General features: G+C 64.2%; 16 protein-coding genes and 2 tRNA genes. 7 read left to right on the top strand and 11 right to left on the bottom strand.

Features of this window, described 5'->3' with window-relative positions:
• The first annotated feature begins 39 nt into the window (after nt 1–39).
• Entirely contained in the window at nt 40–498 is a 459-nt protein-coding gene (locus GJ668_RS13980; protein ID WP_155450758.1) for an FxsA family protein, read from the top strand.
• A 22-nt stretch (nt 499–520) separates the two neighbouring features.
• Here GJ668_RS13980 and GJ668_RS13975 read toward each other — a convergent pair whose 3' ends face one another.
• Nucleotides 521–946 carry a PilZ domain-containing protein gene (locus GJ668_RS13975; protein WP_155450757.1) on the bottom strand — a complete coding sequence of 142 codons (426 nt, stop codon included), beginning with the start codon at nt 944–946 and terminating at the stop codon, nt 521–523.
• Nucleotides 947–1042: 96 nt separating this feature from the next.
• Here GJ668_RS13975 and GJ668_RS13970 point away from each other — a divergent pair, with 96 nt between their 5' ends.
• On the top strand, nt 1043–2647 hold the full coding sequence (locus GJ668_RS13970) for a DnaJ domain-containing protein (RefSeq protein WP_155450756.1): 1605 nt from the start codon (nt 1043–1045) through the stop codon (nt 2645–2647).
• A gap of 15 nt (nt 2648–2662) precedes the next feature.
• Here GJ668_RS13970 and hybE read toward each other — a convergent pair whose 3' ends face one another.
• From hybE to rnr, 9 genes are all read right to left on the bottom strand, one after another.
• Complete coding sequence (gene hybE, locus GJ668_RS13965) at nt 2663–3223, bottom strand: [NiFe]-hydrogenase assembly chaperone HybE (RefSeq protein ID WP_155450755.1); 561 nt, start codon at nt 3221–3223, stop codon at nt 2663–2665.
• Nucleotides 3213–3773, bottom strand: a complete 561-nt coding sequence (locus GJ668_RS13960) for a TorD/DmsD family molecular chaperone (protein WP_155450754.1) — start codon at nt 3771–3773, stop codon at nt 3213–3215. The genes hybE and GJ668_RS13960 overlap by 11 nt, the downstream gene beginning before the upstream one ends.
• Before the next feature lie 91 nt (nt 3774–3864).
• Nucleotides 3865–4824 (bottom strand): NrfD/PsrC family molybdoenzyme membrane anchor subunit, encoded by a 960-nt coding sequence (gene nrfD / locus GJ668_RS13955; protein ID WP_155450753.1) that lies wholly within the window; start codon nt 4822–4824, stop codon nt 3865–3867.
• Nucleotides 4825–4828: 4 nt separating this feature from the next.
• Nucleotides 4829–5446, bottom strand: a complete 618-nt coding sequence (locus tag GJ668_RS13950; RefSeq protein WP_155450752.1) for a 4Fe-4S dicluster domain-containing protein — start codon at nt 5444–5446, stop codon at nt 4829–4831.
• Between the two features lie 15 nt (nt 5447–5461).
• Nucleotides 5462–8236 (bottom strand): molybdopterin-dependent oxidoreductase, encoded by a 2775-nt coding sequence (locus GJ668_RS13945; RefSeq protein WP_155450751.1) that lies wholly within the window; start codon nt 8234–8236, stop codon nt 5462–5464.
• A gap of 262 nt (nt 8237–8498) precedes the next feature.
• A tRNA-Val gene (locus GJ668_RS13940) sits at nt 8499–8573 on the bottom strand.
• A gap of 73 nt (nt 8574–8646) precedes the next feature.
• Nucleotides 8647–12540, bottom strand: coding sequence for a phosphoribosylformylglycinamidine synthase (gene purL, locus GJ668_RS13935; RefSeq protein ID WP_155450750.1), 3894 nt, complete (start codon nt 12538–12540; stop codon nt 8647–8649).
• A gap of 47 nt (nt 12541–12587) precedes the next feature.
• The gene (rlmB, locus tag GJ668_RS13930) at nt 12588–13331 is read right to left on the bottom strand and encodes a 23S rRNA (guanosine(2251)-2'-O)-methyltransferase RlmB (protein WP_155450771.1); all 744 of its coding nucleotides are present in this window, start codon (nt 13329–13331) and stop codon (nt 12588–12590) included.
• On the bottom strand, nt 13324–15753 hold the full coding sequence (rnr, locus tag GJ668_RS13925) for a ribonuclease R (RefSeq protein ID WP_186343110.1): 2430 nt from the start codon (nt 15751–15753) through the stop codon (nt 13324–13326). The genes rlmB and rnr overlap by 8 nt, the downstream gene beginning before the upstream one ends.
• A gap of 116 nt (nt 15754–15869) precedes the next feature.
• On the opposite strand from rnr, the gene GJ668_RS13920 reads away from it, so the two are divergent.
• The 5 genes from GJ668_RS13920 (at nt 15870) to GJ668_RS13900 (ending at nt 21432) form a co-directional block, all read left to right on the top strand.
• Nucleotides 15870–15956: transfer RNA gene (locus tag GJ668_RS13920), tRNA-Leu, on the top strand.
• Between the two features lie 109 nt (nt 15957–16065).
• Nucleotides 16066–17439, top strand: coding sequence for an adenylosuccinate lyase (purB, locus tag GJ668_RS13915; protein ID WP_222930792.1), 1374 nt, complete (start codon nt 16066–16068; stop codon nt 17437–17439).
• A gap of 214 nt (nt 17440–17653) precedes the next feature.
• Complete coding sequence (gene ispH, locus GJ668_RS13910) at nt 17654–18619, top strand: 4-hydroxy-3-methylbut-2-enyl diphosphate reductase (protein WP_155450749.1); 966 nt, start codon at nt 17654–17656, stop codon at nt 18617–18619.
• A 26-nt stretch (nt 18620–18645) separates the two neighbouring features.
• On the top strand, nt 18646–19731 hold the full coding sequence (gene thiO, locus GJ668_RS13905; protein ID WP_155450748.1) for a glycine oxidase ThiO: 1086 nt from the start codon (nt 18646–18648) through the stop codon (nt 19729–19731).
• 75 nt (nt 19732–19806) lie between these two features.
• Nucleotides 19807–21432: an ATP-binding protein gene (locus GJ668_RS13900; RefSeq protein WP_155450747.1), complete on the top strand. Its 1626-nt coding sequence runs from the start codon at nt 19807–19809 to the stop codon at nt 21430–21432.
• A 12-nt stretch (nt 21433–21444) separates the two neighbouring features.
• Here the strand turns inward: GJ668_RS13900 and folC are convergent, their stop codons facing one another.
• Nucleotides 21445–22734: a bifunctional tetrahydrofolate synthase/dihydrofolate synthase gene (gene folC / locus GJ668_RS13895; RefSeq protein WP_155450746.1), complete on the bottom strand. Its 1290-nt coding sequence runs from the start codon at nt 22732–22734 to the stop codon at nt 21445–21447.
• Nucleotides 22735–22750 lie beyond the last annotated feature (16 nt).

The following is a 22750-nucleotide window of genomic DNA, read 5'->3' as shown; positions in this document are numbered from 1 at the left end:
ACCGCGCCAGCCGCGATAGATTCCGTCCGCCCGGACCCGATGACTGCTCATTCAACGGAGAATGCCATCGTGCCGCTGCTCATTCTGCTCTTCATCGGTCTGCCGCTGACCGAGATCTATTTTCTGATCCAGGTCGGTTCCGAGATCGGCGCCCTGCCGACCATCCTGCTCTCGATCCTGACCGCCGTCATCGGCGCCTGGCTGGTGCGCCACCAGGGCTTTGGCGTACTGATGCGGGTGCGCGACCTGCTCGACCGGGGCGAGGTGCCCGCTATCGAACTGATGGACGGAGCGCTGATCCTGGCCGCCGGACTCTTTTTGCTGCTGCCCGGCTTCCTGACCGACGCCCTGGGCTTCCTGCTTCTGATTCCGCCGCTGCGCCGACGTCTGATCGAGCGTTATATCCGGATTCAGCCCGTGAATATGCAGCCGCCTGGCGAAGTTCGGACCGAAACACGGGTGCGGGTGATTGAAGGTGAATTCCATCGTGACGACTGAGCCGACACGGCCTGCGCCACGATCAGCCGCTGCCGGGGAAGCGGTCGGCGTATTTCTGGATCCATTCCAGCGCCGCTTCCTCGCTGCTCAGTGACCGTCCCTCGCGCTCCTGGATCTCGTGACGATAGTGCTCGATATGGCAGACCTGCTCGACCATCCGCACCCCATAGCGATCCTCGACGCCCTCGAAGCGCACCCCGACCTCGAAGATCGCTCCGTGGCGATCGCACCAGGCGACGATACCATCCGCCTCGAAGACCGGATCGGCGATCGGGATCTGAATATGGATGCGTGTTCCGGGCTGGATCGCCAGACGCGCGTTGAAGCAGAGTCCGCCCTCGCCGATGTTGCGTAGATAATCGCGCTCGTCGGTGACCACCTCGCGCAATGAATACCGGATGGGTACATCGGATGGATGGCGCAGAAAACGACGTTCTGTCCGGGACATGATTCCACCCCCGTTCAAGATCCTAAACCGCGCCGCGCCTGAGTGCGCGACGAGCGGCTGCCTGTTTGACCACATGACTGACCCGCCACTTGATCCATGAGCCTATCCTGGACGCACCAGATCGCCAAGTCACTTGCCAGCGGACGCCCGAGCCTGGCGCTGGAACTGCATCTCGATGCCCTGCTCGTCTGGTTGAGCAATCCGGACAATCCGCGTGCGGCCGAGCTGGAGCAGGCGATCGGGCGGCAGCGGCTCGCGCGCACCGAAGCCAGCGCAACCGCTTACCGTCTGCTCGACCAATGGCTCTTCGCCAGCGATGATCCGCCTGCGCCTGAGACCTTGGGACTCGATCCCAGCACGTCAGCGACACTGGCCAAGCAACGCTACCGGCGATTGGTCCAGGTCTATCATCCGGATCGACACCCTGAACGCACGGACTGGGCGACCCATCGCACTGAGCAGATCAACCGCGCCTTTGCCGCCTTTCAACGCGGCGAGCGTGGCACGACGCGCGTCGGTGCGCACAAGACATCGCGACACTCGGCTAGCGGATCCACCGCTCGACGCGCCTGGCGTTTGCCGCCGGTTTGGTTGCCAGAGGCACTCAGAGATGTGGTCGCACCGGCCTGGGTCTGGACACATGCGCGGCTCACGGCACTCACGCCGCTCCAGCAGCGACTGCTGAGTATAGCGGCCATAGCCGGTGTCCTGATATTCACACTCGCGCTCTGGCCGGAGGAACCACCCAAGCGGGCTCCCAGGATCATCCACCATCCGCTCGGCATCGCACCAAGGCCCGTGCTGGTGGATGCGCCGGCACCCGAGATTGAAGACCCGCGGCCAATGCCAGAGTCTCTGCGGCCGCTCATCGCGCAGGCTTCGGCTCCTGATGCGGATGCCTCACAGCCAGACCTCAGACCTGTGCCAAGCGAGCGGGAGGATTCACCACGCGAGGTCGCGCTCGTCGATGTTCCACCAAGCGACCCGCTCGACGAGGCATCAACCGTCGTGCCGGAGCCGGAGACCTTCGATCGGGAGCCGCCCGATCAGGCGCCGCGCGCCATCTTAGTCGAGCCAACATCGGCGAAACCAGAACCAGCGTCGGCGCCCCTTGACGCCGAGGATCGACCATCCGCCGCGCCTGCAACAGCGCCCACGCGCCAAGCGCCGCCGCCTGTGAAATCCGATCCCACGGCCTCATCCGCTCCGCGCACCCGCATTCCGGCGGCCACTCTGCCCGACCGACCCACGCCGCCCACGCCGCCGGCGGCACCGCTGGCCTTGGGCGCGGCGCCAGCCGTTGCGACCGCCAAGCCCACCGCGATCGCCAGCGCGCCGATCGAGGTCCGCTGTCAGGCGGCGCCCGAGATCCTGAGCCGTTTTCAGAACGCCTATCAAAACGGTGCGCTCGACCAACTTATGGCGCTCTACAGCCCACTGGCCAAGGAAAACGACTTAGCGACCTGGTTCGCCATTCGCCAGACCTATGCCGAGTGGTTCCGCACGACCTCGGCACGGCGGATCACCTTTGAGCAGACCCAGGTCCAGCCGATCGCTGACAGCCAACGCTGCGCCCTCATGGCGGTGTTCCAGGTCAATTATCTCGATCAACAGTCGCGTCTGGTCACTCAGGCTGGAATCATCGAGCTATTGCTCGAATACAAGGGCACGGACTGGCTCATCCTGCGGGCGCGCTATTAAATCGAGCAACGTGAATCAGCCTCCAGGCTTTAAGCGTCGAAAGAGCTCGCGCCTTGAGACCTCTTTCTGCATCGGGCAATCGCGCCGCGCGGCCTCCATGTTCTCGTCGCGCACACGGATGACTTCGCTCCAGCGCTCGAAGACGGCATCGGCGTCGCGATAGGGTTCCATGTTCAGACACAGGGGTTGCAGCAGCGCGTGCCCGAGCCGGTCGTAGTAGCCGAGATGGGCCTGCTGAGATTGGCCGAACAGCCTGAAGTTCAGACGCGGCCCCAGGACCAGATACTCGGCGTTTGCACGCTCGGCGGCTGACCAGCCTTCGGGCAGCGCCAGCGGTGGCGGCCGATCGGGAAACAGCAGACGCGCGAGCATCCAGGGCGTCAGCAGCAACAGCACGCGCCAGTCCTCGATGCGACGCAGGGCGCGGACTTCGATCGGCAGGGCCAGATTGAGCATGGGATCGCCCGCCAGGGGGCCGGCGAGGAGGGTCGTGTGGACGGCAACGACCGCCTCGCTCAGCGCCTGATCCTCGGCCAGCTCTTCGGGACAGAGGCACCAGGCTGCTTCAGGCATCATCCGCGCACTCCGGTGCTTGCGGACAGAGCGCCGCCAGTTGTTCACCGAGACGGCGATAGAGCACCAATTCAGTCTGGGCCTGTAGATCCTGGGCAAAACGCGGCAGCCACCGGCTCAGATGTTCATCCCAAAGCTCGGTCGCCAGCGCGCCTGCCAGACAGTCCGCACTCCCCTCAGCCTGCCCCGCGTCCAGCAGATAGGCCGCGAACTCCAGTTGTGTGCCCAGATAGTCGGGCGGCGTCTCGCCCGCTTCCAATCCGGCGCGATGATAGAGTCCCTGGAGATCCAGGGCCGTTGTGCCACCCATGTTGCCTTGCCGATAGGCGGACTCGAAGGGCGGACAGGGCGTTTTGGGATAGCCGCTCACGAACAGCCGCGTATGCTCGGCCTGCCAGTGCTCCAGCGGCAGGGACTCCAGCTCGGCGATCGGCTCAGCCAGCCAGGACTGCTGCTCGGCGATCTCGCGCAGTGCCTCTAGGGCATCCGCCTCGGGCATCGCCAGCAAGGCGGCGAGTCGGCGTAGATGGCTCGGGTCGTGGTTAGACATCATGGATTGAATGATTTCCTCGAACGTCTGCGGAACAGATCGGGGCCGGCGTCCATTCCAGCCCCAAGCCGTCGCGCCAAACGCGCTTCAAGCCTCACCAGGGATAGGCATAGACCCCGGCATACATGAAGTAATGCCGCAGCAGATAGCCGCCCGCCAGCACCAACACCGAGGCGGTGAGGATCGGCACCCGACTGGCCCAGCCGCGCATCACACCCTTGAGTTCGAGCAGGAAGGGCACGATCAGACCGAAGCCGATGAAGCCGATCAGCCAGCCATAGTCATTCCACAACAGCTCCATCGAGCGCACGCCGGACTCCGAGCCGTTCTTGAGGTACTGATAGAGCGAGAACAGGATCACCAGCTCGGCAGCGATCAGCACCAGGTCGATGCGCTCATAGAGCACCCGCACATGCTCATCCGCCTGATCGTGCAGCAGGGTATACATCAGCACCAGCAGGAAGGCCATCGCGGTCGAAAAGGCTGAAACCGTGAACAGCAGCGGCACCGCCGGATTGTGCCACAGCGCCACCGCCGGGAAGGATTGCAGCAGCAGACCCGTGTAGACGGCCACGCCCACGCCGTTGATGACCGCCAGCCAGCCGACCCCGCGATGAAAACTCTGCACCAGCTTGGCCGTGCCGATGACGAATGGCTTGTCGATCAGGTCGCGGATCACCGGCACCTTATGCGGAAACTTGGTCTCGCGCACATAGGGCAGCGCATAGAGCACACCCCAGACCATCATCCAGATGATGAACTGGGTGCCCCAGGCGATCCAGGCGCTCGACTGATTGAACAGCGCCATTGGATTGAGAATGGTCAGCACCGCCGTCTTATCGAGCAGATGGCCGAACAGCATCAGCGAACCGAGCGCCAGCAGCACCACGCCCGCGCCCGCGCCCCAGATCACCAGATAGCGATTGGGTTTGAGATACATGTCGGTCAAAAAAGTCACGGCGAGCGTCGCCGCGCCGAGACCGCCGAAGTAGAGATAGATGGCGAGCCACCAGGTCCACATCTCCTGGGTCGCATAGGTCATGTTGACGTCCATCGCGTTAGCTCCTCCAGCGGATATCGTCGATGTAATAGACATTGGGCCGGGTGCCGATGTGCGGCATCAGCGCCCGCGCCGCCCCGCTCGCCACCATCTGGGCCACCGGATCATCGGGATCGTCGAGGTCGCCGAACATGCGCGCCGAGCCGACACAGGTCTCGACACAGGCCGGCTTGCGGCCCTGCTCGACCAGGTGATCGCAGAAGGAGCACTTGTCCATGCTCGGACTGGTGCGCCGATAGTCCGAGCCGTAGAACTCGCGACCCTCGCGCATGTCGCGCCGGGTGACGGGCACGCGCGCATGATAGGGACAGGCCATGGCGCAGGCCCCGCAGCCCATGCACAGCTCCTGATCGACGAAGACGATGCCGTTGTCTTTCTTCTGGGTCGCCCCGGTTGGACAGACCGTCATGCATGGCGGGTTGTCACAGTGATTACACAGCCGCGGGAAGAAGCGCCGTTGCACGTCCGAGCCGAGACCGATCTCCTTGTCGTGCACATAGGTGCGCCACTTGCCTTCGTTCCAAACCGGCGTCTGGTTCTCCATCGCGCAGGCGGCCATGCAGGCATTGCAGCCGACACAGGTGTTGAGGTCGATGACCATTGCATAGTGAGTCATGGATCAAATCCTCCTTCAGGCCCGGTTGACGCGGACGGTGAACTCCTGCGAGCGGAAGCCCGCGACCACCGGCTCGACCTGATACGGAATGAGCTTGCTGGTGGCGGTGCCGTCGCCATGCGTGCGCGACAGCGCCTTGTTCTCGACGCCGAACGAGCTGTAGATGAAGATGACGTCCGGATGAATCAGGCGCGTCACATAGGCATGGCCGCTGGTCTGCTGGCCGGACTGGGTGTTGGTCAGTTGAATCGGATCGCCCATCGCAATCCCGAGCCGGCCGGCGCGCTCGGGATGGATCCAGACCCCCTTGTAGACGTCGCTCTTGAAGTCATTGATTGCCGCCAACACCGGATTGTTGCTGTTGGTCGAGGCATGCGAGACGGTCGGCGTCTTGCCATAGGTGAAGTAGAACTCGTCCTTGGCCAGGGGCGCGGCGATCTCGCGTGGCGAGCCGGAGCGCAACTGGATCGGGACATTGGCGGCGAGCACGTTGAAGTTGGGCGCGGTGTGGCCGCCGTCGCGCAACTGGCGCATGAGGCTGGAGAAAAACTCGACCCGTCCGCTTTCGGTTGGGACCGGCATGCGCCAGGGCATAGCGTGCTCTTCCAGGATCTGCTCGCGGTCGAGTTCGTGATAGATCCCCTTGGTACGCAGGATCTTGTCGATGTGCTCGGGCGTCACCCCGAGCCGTTCGGCGGCCTGGTTGAAGGCGACCTCGCGACAGGCGAGCTGATAGGCGCCCTTCTTCATGGTCTGACGGTTGCGTTCGAGTGCGGCCTTGATCGGCGCGGCTTTCAGACCGGTCAACTTCTCGACCCAGTCGTGGAAGGTGTCGGTGTTGCCCGAGATGATCTCGGTCATCTTGAGCAGGATGTCGGCCGTCTCCTCGGTATCGTAGAGCGGCGGGATGGCCGCATAGCGCGTGGTCAGCGCCAGGTCGTGGTTGACGCCGTTGCCGTAGAGGGTCGGCTCGTCGCGTTCCAGATAGGTGGTGTTGGGCAGAATGACGTCGGCATAGGGCGCGGTGTCCGAGGGCAGCACCTCGATCATCACCACCAGCTCGACGTTGTCGTGACTCAGGGTCTCCTTCCAGCGCGAGTCGGGATAATAGTGACGCACCGGATTGGAGGCGTTGATCAGGAAGGCGCGGGTCAGGTACGGCTCGTCGTTGAACTGAACACGGCCCTCGACCGACTCGCGCAGTCCGGACTCGGTCATCACCGGCAGCGCGACATTGAAGTGTCCGGCGGCCTTCTCCTGGGCATTCCAAGCCCAGGTCCAGCCGGGATGCCCGTGCGAGAAGTTCTCGCCCTTCGACAGCGCGCCGATCACCATCTTGGCGAAGGCCATGCCGGCGAGCGTGGCCAGCGGCGAGCCCATCTCATAGCCGTGCTCCATGGCCTCGTACATGCGCGCGGCCTTGTGATGGACCTCGGCGGAATTCATCCAGCCGCCGGTGCGGTCGAGTCCGCCGGTAAGCGCCTGAATCATGGCCTGGACGCGGCGCGTCATCATGATGTTGCCGTAGCGCGCGCCATGCCAGCCCGGATCGATGATCGCCGGGCGCGTGGTGCCGAACTCATGGGCGATGCGCTCGATGACCTCGGGCTCGATGCCGGTGATGTCGGCGGCCCATTTGGCGCTGTAGGGTTCGAGCTCCTGGAGCTGGGCTTCGAACACCGTCATCACCGCCCGTCCGTCCAGGCTGTAGTCCTTGGGCGTCTTGAGTGCCGGGGTGAAGGCGTTGCCCTCGACATCGACTGTATTGTCGTTGCTGAAGGCGGCGAGCGTGCGCGTCTCGTCGCTGCCCTCGACCCGCACCCTGGGGCGCCCCTGCTCGTCGGTCAGCAGCCGCAGCTCGCCGGTGTCGTCGCGATAGGCGAGGAAAGGCATGTTGGTGTGCTTGCGCAGGAAGCTGGCGTCGTAAAGGCCCTCGTCCATCAGGATGCGCATCATCGCCAGCAGGAAGGGTAGATCGGTGCCGGGCTTGATCTGGATCCATTCGTCGGCCTTGGCGGCGGTCTCGGAACGGCGCGGGTCGAGCGAGACGATCTTCGCTCCCTTCTTGCGTCCCTGGGCGAAGCGCACCATGCGGCAGGTCGAGACTGCGCCGATGGAGGCGTTGTTGCCCATGAAGAGGATGTACTTGGCGTTGTCGAAGTCCGGCAGCATCTCGTCGTGGATGTTGAAGTTGCCGGTGACCAGATCCGTGCCGAGATGGCCGGTGGTCACGCAGTGCTGCATCGGCGAGGCGACGATGTTGGGCACCTCGTTGGCCATGGCGAAGGGCACCGCCCAGCTCATGTAGAACACGCACGAGGTCCAGCCGCCGACCATGGTCCACTCCCAGGGCTGGATCGCGGCGGCTTGGGTCTTCTCGGCGATGTAGGCGTAGGCTTCCTCCCAACTGGCGGCGCGGAAGGCGTATTCGCCGCGTTTGGAGCCATTGACGCGGATCAGGGGCGTCTTGAGCCGGTCGGTGTCATAGGTCTGACGCAATCCAGCCTGGCCGCGGGCGCAGATCTTGCCGCGATTGAGTGTGGAGTGCGGATTGCCGTCGAGCTTGACGACGCGCTTCTCGCCGTTGCGGGTGTGGGTCGTGACCTTGAGGTTGCACAGCGAGGAGCAGAAGTTGCAGATGCTGTAGGAGACCTCTTCGATGGTCTCGTCCTTGGCCGCGGCGTTTTTGACGAATTGGGTGGCGGGCGACAGGAGTGTCAGCCCGGCCGCGCCATAGCCTGTGGTCTTGAGGAAGGCACGGCGGGAGAGGCGTGGAATGCTCCAAGCCATGTGGATGTCCTCCGAGGTAGTCGATATGATCCCGGGTCTTGGCCGCAGGATTTGGGTGTCTTACGCGTTTCAACCGGCAAGCGTGGGCCGGTTGGCAACATTACGGCAAGCGCCCGTCCGGGGTCCATCGGAAGATTCGGATTGATTGATATGGGTCAAGTGCGGGGCTGCATGTAGCCGGTTTTCGTCAGCTGAAGCTGGGGGGAAGCGGACAGGCGTAAAAAAGCCGCTGTTAAGAAGCGGCTTTTTTGATCGAGTAATTTGGTGGGCGCAGGTGGGATCGAACCACCGACCCCTGCCGTGTGAAGGCAGTGCTCTCCCGCTGAGCTATGCGCCCGAACAGACGAGGAATAATAGCGAGATTGGCGGGGCCTGACAAGCCCCGCCGGGCGTTGACGTGTAGCGCTCGATCAGCCGGTCCAGACACGCGCATTGCGGAACAGCCGCATCCAGGGACCATCCTGACCCCAGTCATTCGGATACCAGGCATTCTGGACGGCCCGGAACACACGCTCGGGATGCGGCATCAAGATTGTGACGCGCCCGTCGGTGGTCGTGAGTCCGGCGATGCCGTTGGGCGAGCCGTTAGGGTTGGCCGGATAGCGCTCCGCGATGCGTCCATCGTTCTCGACATAGCGCGCCACCACCCAGGGCTCGGCGGCAGCCAGATGCGCGGCGTCACGGAACTCCGCCCGCCCCTCGCCATGGGCCACGGCAATCGGCATCCGCGAGCCGCCCATGCCGGCCAGCACCACCGACGGAGTTGCGCCCACCTCCAGCATCAGCGTGCGTGCCTCGAACTGCTCAGAGCGATTGCGCACGAAGTGCGGCCAGTGATCCGCGCCCTGGATCAACTCGCGCAGATTGGAGAGCATCTGACAGCCATTGCAAACACCCAGCGCAAAGGTATCGCCACGCGCAAAAAACGTCTGGAACTGATCGCGCGCGCGGGCGTTGAACAGGATGGTCTTGGCCCAGCCTTCACCCGCGCCCAACACGTCGCCATAAGAGAAGCCGCCACAGGCCACCAGCCCCCGGAAGTCGGCCAGATCGACGCGCCCGGCGATGACATCGGACAGATGCACGTCGACACAGGAAAAGCCGGCGGCATGGAAGGCGGCCGCCATCTCGATCTGACCATTGACACCCTGATCGCGCAGGATGGCGATCGGCGGACGCGCTCCGCGCTCGATATAGGGCGCGGCGATGTCGTCGTCGGGATCGAAGGTCAGGACCGCGTTCAGACCCGGATCGGATTCAGCGATACGCGCAAAGGCCTCGGCCGCGCACTCTGGATCGTCGCGCCGCGCCTGCATCCGGTAGCTGGTCTCGGACCAGAGCCGTTGCAGCTCGGCACGATCGGCCGTAAACAGGGTGCAGCAACGATGGCAGAAGCGGATCTGGTCGCTGTCGTCGAGCAGACCGATTATCGGGCTGAACTCGGCCAGACCGTGGTACTCCAGGATCTGAAGCACGTCGTCGGTGTCGGTGTGACGCACCTGGATGACTGCGCCCAGTTCCTCGCTGAACAGGGCGGCGATCACGTCGGAGCCGATCGCGGCCAGGTCGATGTCCAGACCACAGCGTCCGGCGAAGGCCATCTCGCACAGGGTCGCGAGCAGCCCGCCGTCGGAGCGGTCGTGATAGGCCAGGATCATGCCCTCGGCGCGCAGTTCCTGGAGCGCGGCGAAGAAGCGCTTGAGCAAATCCGGATCGTCGAGATCCGGCGTCTCGGTGCCGATCTGGTTGTAGACCTGCGCCAGCGCCGAGCCGCCGAGCCGGTTCCGGCCGCATCCGAGGTCGATCAGGATCAGATCGGTATCGCCCTGATCGGTGCGCAGTTGCGGGGTCAGGGTATCGCGCACCTCCTCGACCGGCGCGAAGGCTGAGACGATCAGCGACAGCGGCGAAGTCATCTCGCGCCGCTCGCCTTCAGACGTGGCCCACACCGTCTTCATGCTCATGGAGTCCTTGCCGACCGGAATCGCGATCCCGAGTTCGGCGCAGAGTTCCAGCCCGACCGCACGAACCGTGTCATAGAGCCGTGCGTCCTCGCCCGGATGTCCGGCGGCGGCCATCCAGTTGGCCGAGAGTTTGATGTCGCCCAGCGCCTCGATATCGGCGGCGAGAATGTTGGTGAGGGCTTCACCGACCGCCATCCGGCCCGAGGCCGGGGCGTTCAACAGCGCCAGCGGGGTGCGTTCGCCGATGGCCATGGCCTCGCCGGTGTAGCCGCTGAAATCGCTTAGGGTCACGGCGCAGTCAGCGACCGGCACCTGCCAGGGACCGACCATCTGCTCGCGCGCCACCAGCCCGGTGATACTGCGGTCGCCGATGGTGATGAGGAAGCTCTTGTCGGCGACCGTCGGCAGTCGCAGCACGCGGGCGATGGCCTCGCTCAGGTCGATGTCACTGGTATCGAACGGCGCGCCGGGCGACGGCAGACGCTCGACATCACGGCGCATGCGTGGCGGCTTGCCCAAGAGCAGCGAAAGCGGCATGTCGATCGGGTGTTCAGCACGCACGGCGTCTTCGAGCGCCAGATGTTCGACCTCGGTCGCTTCGCCGACCACCGCATAGGGACAGCGCTCGCGCTCGCAGATGGCCTTGAACTCATCCAACTGCTCGGCGGCGACCGCCAGCACATAGCGTTCCTGCGACTCGTTGCACCAGAGTTCCATCGGCGACAACGCTGGATCATCGCTCGGGATCGCGGCCAGATCGAAGCGCCCGCCGCGCCCGCCGTCGTGCACCAGCTCGGGCAATGCGTTGGAGAGTCCGCCCGCGCCGACATCATGGATGAACAGGACCGGATTATCCTCGCCGCGCGCCCAGCAGCGGTCGATGACTTCCTGACAACGCCGCTGCATCTCGGGGTTGGCACGCTGCACCGAGGCGAAATCCAGATCCTCGGCGGACGCGCCCGAAGCCATGCTGGAGGCCGCACCACCGCCGAGTCCGATCAGCATCGCCGGTCCACCGAGCACGACCAGCGGTGTGCCCGCCGGGAAGGGACGCTTTTCGACATGCTCGTCGCGGATGTTGCCCATCCCGCCGGCGAGCATGATCGGCTTGTGATAGCCACGCAGTTCGGTGCGGCCGTCCGGACCGGGGATTGCCTGCTCGTAGGTGCGGAAATAGCCGGCCAGATTGGGTCGTCCGAACTCGTTGTTGAAGGCCGCCGCGCCGATCGGCCCCTCGATCATGATGTCGAGCGCCGAGACGATACGCCCCGGCTTGCCGTGATCGACCTCCCAGGGCTGCTCGAAATCAGGGATACGCAGATTCGACACCGAGAAGCCGCACAGACCGGCCTTGGGCTTGGCGCCCTGCCCCGTTGCGCCTTCGTCACGGATCTCGCCGCCTGAGCCGGTGGCGGCGCCCGGATCGGGCGCGATGGCGGTCGGGTGATTGTGAGTCTCGACCTTCATCAGCACATGAATGGGTTCCTCAGACTCGCAATAGACGCGCGTCTGCGGACAGGGGATGAAACGCCGCCCTTCCCAACCTTCCAGTACCGCGGCATTGTCCTTGTAGGCCGAGAGCACACCCGCAGGCGAGCAGTCCGTGGTATGGCGGATCATGGCAAACAGCGAATGGGTCTGCGGTTCGCCGTCGATCACCCAGTCGGCATTGAAAATCTTGTGTCGGCAGTGCTCGGAATTGGCCTGAGCGAACATCATCAGCTCGACATCGGTCGGATTGCGCCCGAGCGCGCTGAAGTTCTCGGTCAGATAGTCGATCTCGTCGTCGGAGAGCGCCAGACCCAGTTCGAGGTTGGCCGCTTCCAGTGCCGGACGTCCGGCGCCGATGACATCAACCCGTTGCATGGGACGCGGCTCGGCGGACTCGAAGAGCTGGCCGGCCGACTCCAGATCGAAGCGGACCACCTGGGTCATGCGGTCGTGCAGCACCGCCGCCATCGCGCCCAGCACATGGCCGTCGATTTCGGCTGATTCACTGGTCAGATAATAGGCGATGCCGCGCTCCAGACGCTGAATCGTCTTCAGACCGCAGTTGTGCGCGATGTCGGTCGCCTTCGACGACCAGGGCGAGATGGTTCCTGGTCGCGGCACCACCAGCACCAAGCGCCCCTCAGGTTCGTGCGCCGGCAGACTCGGTCCATAGCGCAGCAGACGCTCCAGGATGGCGCGCTCCTCGGCGCTGAGTTCAGCCGTCACCTGGGCGAAATGCACATACTCGGCATAGGGCCGGATCGGAAGTCCGGTCAGCTCGCGCAGCCGATCGGCCAGTTTCTGGAGACGGAGTTCGGAAAAGGCGGGCGCGCCACGAAGGACAAGCATCGGCGTTGCTCTTTAAGGACTTAGTGATTGTCGACAGAAAAAGACGGCTAGGAGCGACGTTGACGCAGGGCCTCGTAGAGACAGACGCCGGCGGCGACCGAGACGTTCAGGCTCTCGACCTGACCGCACATCGGCAGTCGCATCAAACGATCACAGCGCTCGCGGGTCAGGCGGCGCAGTCCGCTGCCCTCGGCGCCCATCACCAGACCCAGGGGGCCGGTCAGATCGGCGGCATAGAGTTCGTCGCTCGCCTCGCCGGCGGTGCCGGTCAGCCAGATACCGCGCTCCTTGAGCGCATCCATGACTCGCGCCAGATTGGTGACCTGGACATAGGGCAGCGTCTCGGCCGCGCCGCTGGCGACCTTGCAGACCACCGGGGTCAGCCCGACCGCGTTGTCCTTGGGTGCGATGACGGCCTGGACGCCGACCGCCTCGGCGGTGCGCAGACAGGCACCGAGATTATGCGGATCCTGGACTTCGTCCAAGAGTAGCAGGAATGGCGGCACATCGAGTCGATCGAGCAGCGCCGTCAGGTCGGATTCGGTGCGCGAGGCTGGCACCCGGACCCAGGCGAGCGCGCCCTGATGATTGACCCCGGCCGCCGCGCGTTCCAGCTCCGCACGCTCGACCTGGCGCACCCGGATACCGGCCTCGCGCGCCAGCTCAGCCAATTCGTGCAAGCGCCGGTCACGACGCGCCCGCTCCAGCCAAACCTCATCGACACCTTCGGTCCCGAACTTCAGCGCCGCGCGGACGCTGTGGATGCCGCCGACGGGCGCGCCCTCAGTCATCGCGATTCGCGGCATTGGACGCACGCTTGCGCTTAGAGCGCGAACGCGATTTCTTGGGCGCGGGCTTGCCGGCGCCGGTCGCGCCGCTGTTGTCGGTTTTGGCCGCTGCTGCTGGGGTCGGACGGTCGCCCGACGGGGCGGATCCACCCTTACGACTGCGCTTGGCCTTGGCGTTCGCATCACCGGCCGGTGCCGACTCGCCCGGCTTCGGCCCGCGACGTCCGGTCTTGGCCATCGGCTCGGCGAGCACGAAATCGATCTTGCGATCATCCAGATTGACCGACGCCACCTGTACCCGCAACCGGTCGCCGAGACGATAGACCATCCCGCTCCGCTCGCCATGCAGACGATGACCAATGGGGTCGAAGTGATAGAAATCGTTGTCGAGCGCCGTGATATGCACCAGACCATCGACATGGACCTCGTCGAGTTCGACGAAGATGCCGAATGAATTGACGCTGGTGATGGTACCGTCGAACTTCTCGCCCAGCTTGTCCTGCATGAACTCGCACTTGAGCCAGTCCTCGGCGTCGCGTGTCGCCTCGTCGGCGCGGCGTTCGGTGCCCGAGCACCACTCGGCGGCCTGTTGCAGCTCGGTCTTGGTGTAGTCGAGATCCGAGGCCGTACCGCCGGCGATCAGATGCTTGATGAGCCGGTGCACGACCAGATCCGGATAGCGGCGGATCGGCGAGGTGAAATGCGTATAGGCGTCGAAGGCCAACCCGAAGTGACCGACATTGTCGGTGCTGTACATGGCCTGCTGCATCGAGCGCAGCAGCACGGTCTGGATCAACCGACGGTCGGGACGCTCCTTGATCTGCTCCAGCAACGCGGCATAGTCCGCCGCCGTTGGCTTCTCGCCGCCCGGCAGCTTCAGCGCCAACTGCGCCAGGAATTCGCGCAGATCGTTGAGTTTTTCCTGACTCGGCAGGTCGTGGATGCGATAGATCCCAGGCAACCGCTTGCGCTGGAACTGACGCGCCGCGGCGACATTGGCCGCCAGCATGCACTCTTCGATCAGCTTGTGGGCGTCGTTGCGCACCAATGGCACCACGGATTCGATCCGCCCCTGCGCGTTGAACAGGAATTTTGTTTCAGTGGTGTCGAAGTCGATCGCTCCGCGCGCGGCGCGCGCCGCCTGGAGCGCCTGATAGAGCTGATAGAGTTCATGCAGATGCGGCAGGATTTCGGCGAAGCGTTCGCACAGCTCGCCATCGCCGTCGACCACCATAGCCGCGACCTGATCATAGGTCAGCCGCGCCTGCGAGCGCATCACTGCCTCGAAGAAGCGGGTGCGGGTGACCTGACCCTCACGATTGACATAGAGCTCAGCCGTCATGCACAGCCGGTCGACATGCGGATTGAGCGAGCACAGTCCATTGGAGAGCACCTCGGGCAGCATCGGAATAACGCGGTCGGGGAAATAGACCGAGTTGCCGCGCGCCTTAGCCTCGTCATCCAACGCCGTACCGGGACGCACATAGCTGGAGACATCGGCGATACAGACCAGCAGCTTCCAGCCCTTGGGCTTGCGCTCGCAGTAAACGGCATCGTCAAAGTCGCGCGCATCGGCCCCATCGATGGTCACCAGCGGCAGATGGCGCAGATCGACGCGCCCGGCCTTGGCCTCTTCAGGTACGTCCTCGGTCAAGCCCGCGATCTCAGCTTCGACCTCGGCCGGCCACTCGATCGGTAGATTATGCGCGCGAATAGCGATATCAGTCTCCATGCCGGGGGCCAGATGATCGCCGAGTACTTCGCGAATCCGCCCGATCGGTTGGGTGCGCTGGGTCGGCTGATCGGTGATGTCGGCCATCACGATCTGCCCCTGTTCGGCCCCTTCCAGACGATCACTGGGGATGATGATGTCATGCGTGAGCCGCTTGTGATCCGGCACCACGAAACCGACGCCGCTCTCCTTATATAAGCGTCCCACCACGCTGCGGGTGTTGCGCTCCAGGATCTCGACCACCGAGCCTTCGAGCCGTCCGCGCCGGTCACGTCCAGCCACCCGCACCACCACCCGGTCACCGTGGAAAAGCGCCCGCATCTCCTTAGGATAGAGATAGAGATCGTCCCCGCCCTCGTCAGGGCGCACGAAGCCGAACCCATCCGGATGCCCGATGACGCGCCCGGCGATCAGGTCGCGCTTGTTGACCGGGCAGAAGGCTTGATTGCGGTTGCGCACCAACTGGCCGTCGCGAACCATGGCCCCGAGACGACGTTCGAGCGCGATCAGATCCTGTTCATCGGAGAGCGCGAGTGTCGCGGCGACTTCGTCGATGGCGAGCGGCGCGCCATGATTGGCCAGGGTTTCGAGGATGAACTCCCGGCTCGGAATGGGATTGGCGTACTTCCTCGCCTCGCGTTGGCGATGGGGGTCCGCGCTCTTGGCAGGTGTGGCTGATCGGCGTCTGGTCACTATAGAAGGGTCGTTGCGAATAAAGTGTTAGTGTACCCTTGACAGGGTCATCCTGTCTCACTAATATGCGCGTCTCCACTGGGGGCGAGGCAAAAAAGCCAACGCAAACAGTGACTGCCGAGGTGGCGGAATTGGTAGACGCGCATGGTTCAGGTCCATGTGGGCGAAAGCTCGTGGAGGTTCGAGTCCTCTCCTCGGCACCAAAGATTCCGCAATCACCCGCAAGGGTGATTGAAAAGGCGCCGCATCTCTTGATGCGGCGCCTTTTTTATTGTCCGTTTCATTTTCAAGACCTTCGATTGGAGCCAGCCTATGTCGATGCCGCTTTCCTCGCTTACCGCGATTTCACCGGTAGATGGCCGCTATGGAACCCGTGCGGCGGACCTGCGCGCGATCTTCAGTGAATACGGCCTCATCCATCATCGCGTCCAGGTCGAGGTGCGCTGGCTTCAGACGCTGGCCAATCACCCCAGCATCCAGGAAGTTCCGCCCTTCTCCGACTCGGCGAACCGACTGCTCGACCGGATCGTCGCTGAGTTCAGTCTCGCCGACGCCGAGCGGGTCAAGGAGATAGAGCGCACCACTAACCACGACGTCAAGGCCGTCGAATACTTCCTCAAGGAGCGCATCGCCGAGAACGCCGAACTGACAGCCGTCAGCGAGTTCATCCATTTCGCCTGCACCTCCGAGGACATCAACAACCTCTCGCACGGCCTCATGGTCCAGGCCGGACGCGAGCGGGTGCTGCTGCCGCAGATGGACGCCCTGATCGAATCGCTCCGCGCCCTCGCCCACCAGTACGCCGAGCAGCCGATGCTCTCGCGCACCCACGGCCAGCCCGCGACCCCGACCACGCTCGGCAAGGAGCTGGCCAATGTCGTGCATCGCCTGCGTGCCCAGCGCGCGCGGGTGGCCGAAGTCGCGCTGCTCGGCAAGATCAATGGTGCGGTCGGCAACTACAACGCCCATCAGGTCGCCTATCCCGAGGTCGACTGGCCAGCGCTGGCCCAAGGCTTCGTTACCTCACTGGGACTGACCTGGAACCCCTACACCACCCAGATCGAACCGCACGACTATCTGGCCGAGCTGTTCGACGCACTCGCCCGCTTCGACACCATCCTGATCGACTTCTGCCGCGACGTCTGGGGCTACATCTCGCTCGGCTATTTCAAGCAGCGCACCATCGCCGGCGAAGTCGGTTCCTCGACCATGCCGCACAAGGTCAACCCGATCGACTTCGAGAACGGCGAAGGCAATCTCGGCATCGCCAATGCCATCCTGGAGCACCTGGCCGGCAAGCTGCCGATCTCGCGCTGGCAGCGCGATCTCACCGACTCGACCGTACTGCGTAACCTGGGCGTGGGTCTGGCGCATCTGAGCATCGCGCTCCAATCGATTCAGAAGGGTCTGAGCAAGCTGGAAGCCGACCCGGCGCGTCTGGCCGCCGATCTCGACGCCAACTGGGAGGTGCTGGCCGAGCCGATCCAGACCGTGATGCGCCGCCACGGCGTCGAGCAGCCCTACGAGAAGCTCAAGGAACTGACGCGCGGCCGACGCATCGGCGCCGAAGCCCTGATCGCCTTCGTCGACACCTTGGAGATCCCGAATTCAGCCAAGGCCGAGCTGAAAGCCCTGACGCCCGCACGCTACATCGGCGAGGCTGCTGCACTGGCACGCGCCATCTAAGCCCGACATCTCAGATCGCACGGACGTCAAGGCTTGGGGTACCGGTGTCGGGGGGTGTCGACCGCATGGATGCGGTCGTCAAGCCTACAAGGATGTATTCACGGCGTCCCCCCGATGCCGGTACCCCAAGCCGTGCCTTGGCCGGAACCCTAGCCAGAAAACCCTACTTTGGCTCTCTGTTTCAACCCGACAGCATCGCCTATTCTTGACGACCATGACATCGAACCAACACGCCCTCTCCATCGAACTCGCCAACCCACGCGGCTTCTGCGCCGGCGTCGACCGCGCCATCGCCATCGTCGAGCGCGTACTCGAACGCTATGGCGCGCCCATCTACGTTCGCCACGAAGTCGTCCACAACCGCTTCGTCGTCGATGGACTGCGCGAACGTGGCGCCATCTTCATCGAAGAACTCGACGACGTGCCGGACAACGCGACCCTGGTCTTCAGCGCCCACGGCGTCCCGCAGAGCGTGCGTCAGGCGGCTGAAGCGCGCGGTCTGCAAGTATTCGACGCCACATGCCCGCTGGTCACCAAGGTCCATCTGGAAGTCGCACGCCACTGCAAGAACGGCGTGAGCGTCGTCCTCATTGGTCATCGCGGCCATCCCGAAGTCGAGGGCACGCTCGGCCAGTTCGTCGATACCGCCAACGGCGCGGCCATGCATTTGGTCGAAACCGCCGCCGACGTCGCCTCACTGACCGTCGCCGATCCCGAACGCCTGGCCTATGTCACTCAGACCACGCTGTCGATGGACGACAGCCGCGAGATCATCGCCGCGCTCCAGGCGCGTTTTCCGGCGATCCAGGGTCCGAAGAAGAGCGACATCTGCTACGCCACCCAGAACCGTCAGGACGCCATCCGCGATCTGGCCACGCGCTGCGATCTGATGCTGGTGGTCGGCTCGCCGAACAGCTCCAACTCTAACCGGCTGCGCGAGCTGGCCGAAAAGCAAGGCTGCGCCGCCTATCTGATCGACGGCCCCGAAGACATCCAACGCGACTGGCTGGACGGTCGCGCGCGCCTCGGCGTCACGGCCGGCGCCTCGGCACCCGAGATCCTGGTCGAGCGCGTCATCGCTCAGCTCAAGGATTGGGGCGCCGACGAGGTCGTCGAGCAGGATGGCATCCGCGAACAGGTCGTCTTCGCCCTGCCGCGCGAACTGGCACAAGACTCATAACGAACTCGAACGATGGAGGACACCTGATGCGGGATGTGCTGGTTATCGGCGGCGGCATCATCGGTCTGCTGACCGCGCGCGAACTGCGTCTGTCGGGCGCCGAGGTCACGCTGATCGAGATGGGCCAGACCGGGCGCGAGTCTTCCTGGGCCGGTGGCGGCATTATCTCGCCGCTCTATCCCTGGCGCGCGCCCGAGCCGATCACGGCCCTGTCGCGCTGGAGTCAAACCGTCTACCCTGCGCTGACCACGCAGCTCCTCGACGAAACCGGGATCGACCCCGAGTTCACGATCAACGGCATGCTGGTCCTGGACGACGAAGATCTTGACCAGGCGCTCGACTGGGGTGCGCGTCATGGCCAGCCGATCGAGATCCTCCAGGAACCGGCACCACACGCCATCGAGCCAGAACTTGGGCCGCGTCCCGCGCGCGCCCTGCTCCTGCCCGGTATTGCTCAACTGCGGCCCCCCCGATTGTCCAAGGCGGTCCGGCGCGCGCTCGAAAAGCGCATCGATCTGCGCGAACGTGAGGAGGTGTGCGAACTGCTGGTCGCGGACGGGCGCGTGTGCGGCGTGCGCACACCCAAGGGCCAGGTCGAGGCCAAGCGCGTCGTCATCTGCGCCGGCGCCTGGACCGCCAAGCTGCTCGAACAGCTTGGCACGCCGCCGGACATCCAGCCGGTGCGCGGCCAGATGCTGCTGTTCCATGCCAAGCCGGGGCAGATCAACCACATCACCCTGCACGCCGGCCGCTATGCCATTCCGCGCCGCGACGGGCGCGTGCTCTTCGGCAGCACGCTCGAACACGCCGGATTCGTCAAGCGCACCACGGCTGAGGACAAGGAAGCGCTCTACAACGACGCCATCGAGCTTTTCCCCGTGCTCAGACGCACGCCGATCGAGGATCACTGGTCAGGATTGCGTCCCGGCTCGCCGAGCGGAATCCCCTACATCGGCGCCTATCCGGGGATCGAGGGGCTGTATTTCAACGCCGGGCATTTCCGCAACGGATTGGTCATGGGGCCAGCTTCAGCGCGGCTCATGGTCGATCTCATGCTCGATCGCGAGCCAATCCTGAACCCCGCGCCCTATGCGTTGAACGCCAGTCGCTGAATACCGCAGGCACTGGCCGCCGCCCATCGAGTGTCCGACAATGGCCGGCACGACAGATTATTTGGACGTGCCGCCATGCCTGATGTAAAGCGACTGCTACCGATCAGCATCCAGACCTTCAGCCAGATCATCGAGCGAGACTGCGCCTATGTGGATAAAACCGCGCACGCGCTGGCCTTGATCGAGAACGGTAAGGCGTATTTTCTCTCGCGCCCGCGCCGCTTCGGCAAGAGCCTGTTCGTCGATACGCTCAAGGAACTGTTCGAGGGGAGCGAGGCGCTCTTTCGTGGACTCTATATCCATGATCGCTGGGACTGGGAACAGCGTTATCCAGTCATCGTGCTGGATTTTGCCGCCGGGGTGATCGACAGCCGCGCGGCTCTGGATCAACGCATTCGGCGCTTGATCGAGGACAACGGCGAGCGTCTCGACATCGAATGTGACTGGCACGACAACGATATTCCCGGCTGTTTCGGTGATCTGATCCGCCACGCCCACACGCATTACGGCCAGCCGGTCGTGGTCCTGGTCGATGAGTACGACAAACCGATCCTCGACAATATCGACCACCCCGAACGCGCCGCCGAGATCCGCGAGGGACTCAAGAATCTCTACTCGGTGCTCAAGGCCCAGGATGCCCATCTGCGCTTCGTCTTCATGACCGGCGTGACCAAGTTTAGTAAGGTCAGTCTATTCTCGGGACTCAATCAGTTGCGCGACATCACCCTGAGTCCGCAGTTTGCAACCATTTGCGGCTATACCCAGTCGGATCTGGAGAGTACCTTTGGCGCCCATCTGGCAGGCGTCGATTGGGACGAGGTCCGACGCTGGTACAACGGTTACGCCTTTCTCGGCGAGCCGGTCTACAACCCCTATGACATCCTGCTGTTCATCAGCGAGAACCGCAGCTTCCGCAACTACTGGTTTGAGACGGGCAGCCCGAGCTTTCTCATCAAGCTGTTCCGGCGCCGGCGCTACTTCCTGCCCAGTTTGGAGCAGATCGAGGTCAGCGAGGAAATCCTCGACTCCTTCGATGTCGAGCGCATCAATCCCATCACCCTGCTGTTTCAAAGCGGCTATCTGACGGTGGAATCGACCCAGCAGACATGGGGTGAACTCAGCTTTCGTTTGCGGATACCGAATCAGGAAGTACGTACCGCGCTGAACAATCAGTTCATCGCGGCCTATGCTGAGATCAGCGACGAGCGCCTGCGCTACAAGGCCGGTCTGGCCGAGGCGCTGACCCAGGGTGATCTGCCGGCACTGGTCGCCGCGATCAAACGACTGTTCGCCGCCATCCCCTGGCGCAACTTCACCGGCAATACGCTGCCCGAGGCCGAGGGCTACTATGCCAGCGTGCTCTATGCCTTCCTCGCCAGCCTCAATGCCGAGATCATCCCCGAAGACCTGACGAATCACGGGCAGGTCGATCTCACGGTGCGGCTCGCGGGTTACATCTATGTCATGGAACTCAAGCTTGATCGCGGCGCGGCGGCCGCGAAGGTCGTGGCCGATGAAGCGGAGAGCACCGTCGAGGCTGAGTCCATCGAAGTGGCCAACCCCGCCCTGGCGCAGATCCAGGCGCGCGGCTATAGCGACAAGTATCGCGGCGCGCCGGGGCGGGGGTTGTTCGAGGTCGGACTGGTCTTTGGGAGCGCGGCGCGCAATCTGATTCAGGCTGATTGGCGGCGCGTGGCCTGAGCGCCGCGCGCTTTATACCGGACAGGCGGGATGTTGCAGCGCCTGACCGGCCGTCGTGAACGAGCCGACAATCAGCAACGCATCACCGGGCGCAGATGCAGCTAAAGCGGCCTCGATTGCCTCGGCGACACCGGCAAACGCTCCGCGCCGGTTCGCGCCGATCAGCCCCTCCAGGCGTTCGCTCAGCTGCTCGACTGGCATGGCGCGCGCGTCCTCACTCTGAGCCAGATACCAATCGCTCACACAGTCGCAAATCGGCGCCACGAGCCGCTCAGGATTCTTGTCGGCCAGCACTGCCAGCACCGCCCGCAACCGTCCGGCACAGGCAAAATCACGCAGATTGGCCGCCAGCGCCTCGGCCGCCTCGCCATTGTGGGCGACATCCAGAATCCAGGGAATCGGCCCCGGCATGACCTGAAAGCGTCCGGGCAGACGCGCGCGTTGCAGACCGGCACGGAGGGCATTGACCGGAACCGGCAGCCGCTCACGCAACGCCTGCAAGGCGGCGATAGCGGCCGTGGCATTGTCGAGCTGGAAGGGACCGCGCAGCGCCGGAATCGGCAGCGCCAGCCGCTGACCATCCGGCCCGGTCCAGATCCAGCCCTCAGCGGTACGCGCCTGGTCGAGTTCGCGCCCGAGCTGGAGTGGAAACGCACCGATTCGCGTCGCCTCCGCGCGCAGTGTCTCGGGCGCATCGCGCTGGCTGATAATCGCCGGACGTCCGGCGCGGAAGATCCCGGCCTTCTCACGCGCGATCGACTCCAGGCTGTCGCCCAGCCAGTCGGTGTGATCCAGCCCGATGCTGGTCACCACGGACACCTCGGCGTCGATCAGATTGACCGCGTCGAGCCGACCGCCAAGTCCGACTTCCAGCACCACCAGATCAGGCTGGGCGCGGGCAAAGATGTCGAGTGCCGCCAGCGTGCCGAACTCAAAATAGGTCAGCGAAATCTCTCCACGCGCCTGATCGATCCGCGCAAAGGACGCGCACAGCGCCGCATCCGCGACCGGCACGCCATCGAGCCGCACCCGCTCGTTATAGCGACACAGATGCGGTGAGGTATAGACACCGCACCGATAGCCGGCGGCGAGCGCCATCGACTCGATCATGGCCACCGTCGAGCCTTTGCCGTTGGTGCCACCGACCGTGATCACCGGACACGGCAGGCCCCCGCACTCAGGTGCCAGCCGTGCCCACACCGCCCCGACCCGCTCCAACCCCAGATCCATCCGGCTCGGATGCAGACTCGACTGCCACTCCAGCCAGTCATCGAGCGTCGTAAAACGCGCCTTGTCTGTCATCAGCGTCGTGCGGGAA

It is taken from the genome of Allochromatium palmeri, assembly GCF_009720725.1.
In the GTDB taxonomy this organism is placed as follows: domain Bacteria; phylum Pseudomonadota; class Gammaproteobacteria; order Chromatiales; family Chromatiaceae; genus Thermochromatium; species Thermochromatium palmeri.
Note: the sequence above shows the minus strand (reverse complement) of the source record. Positions and strands in the feature narration are given on the sequence as shown.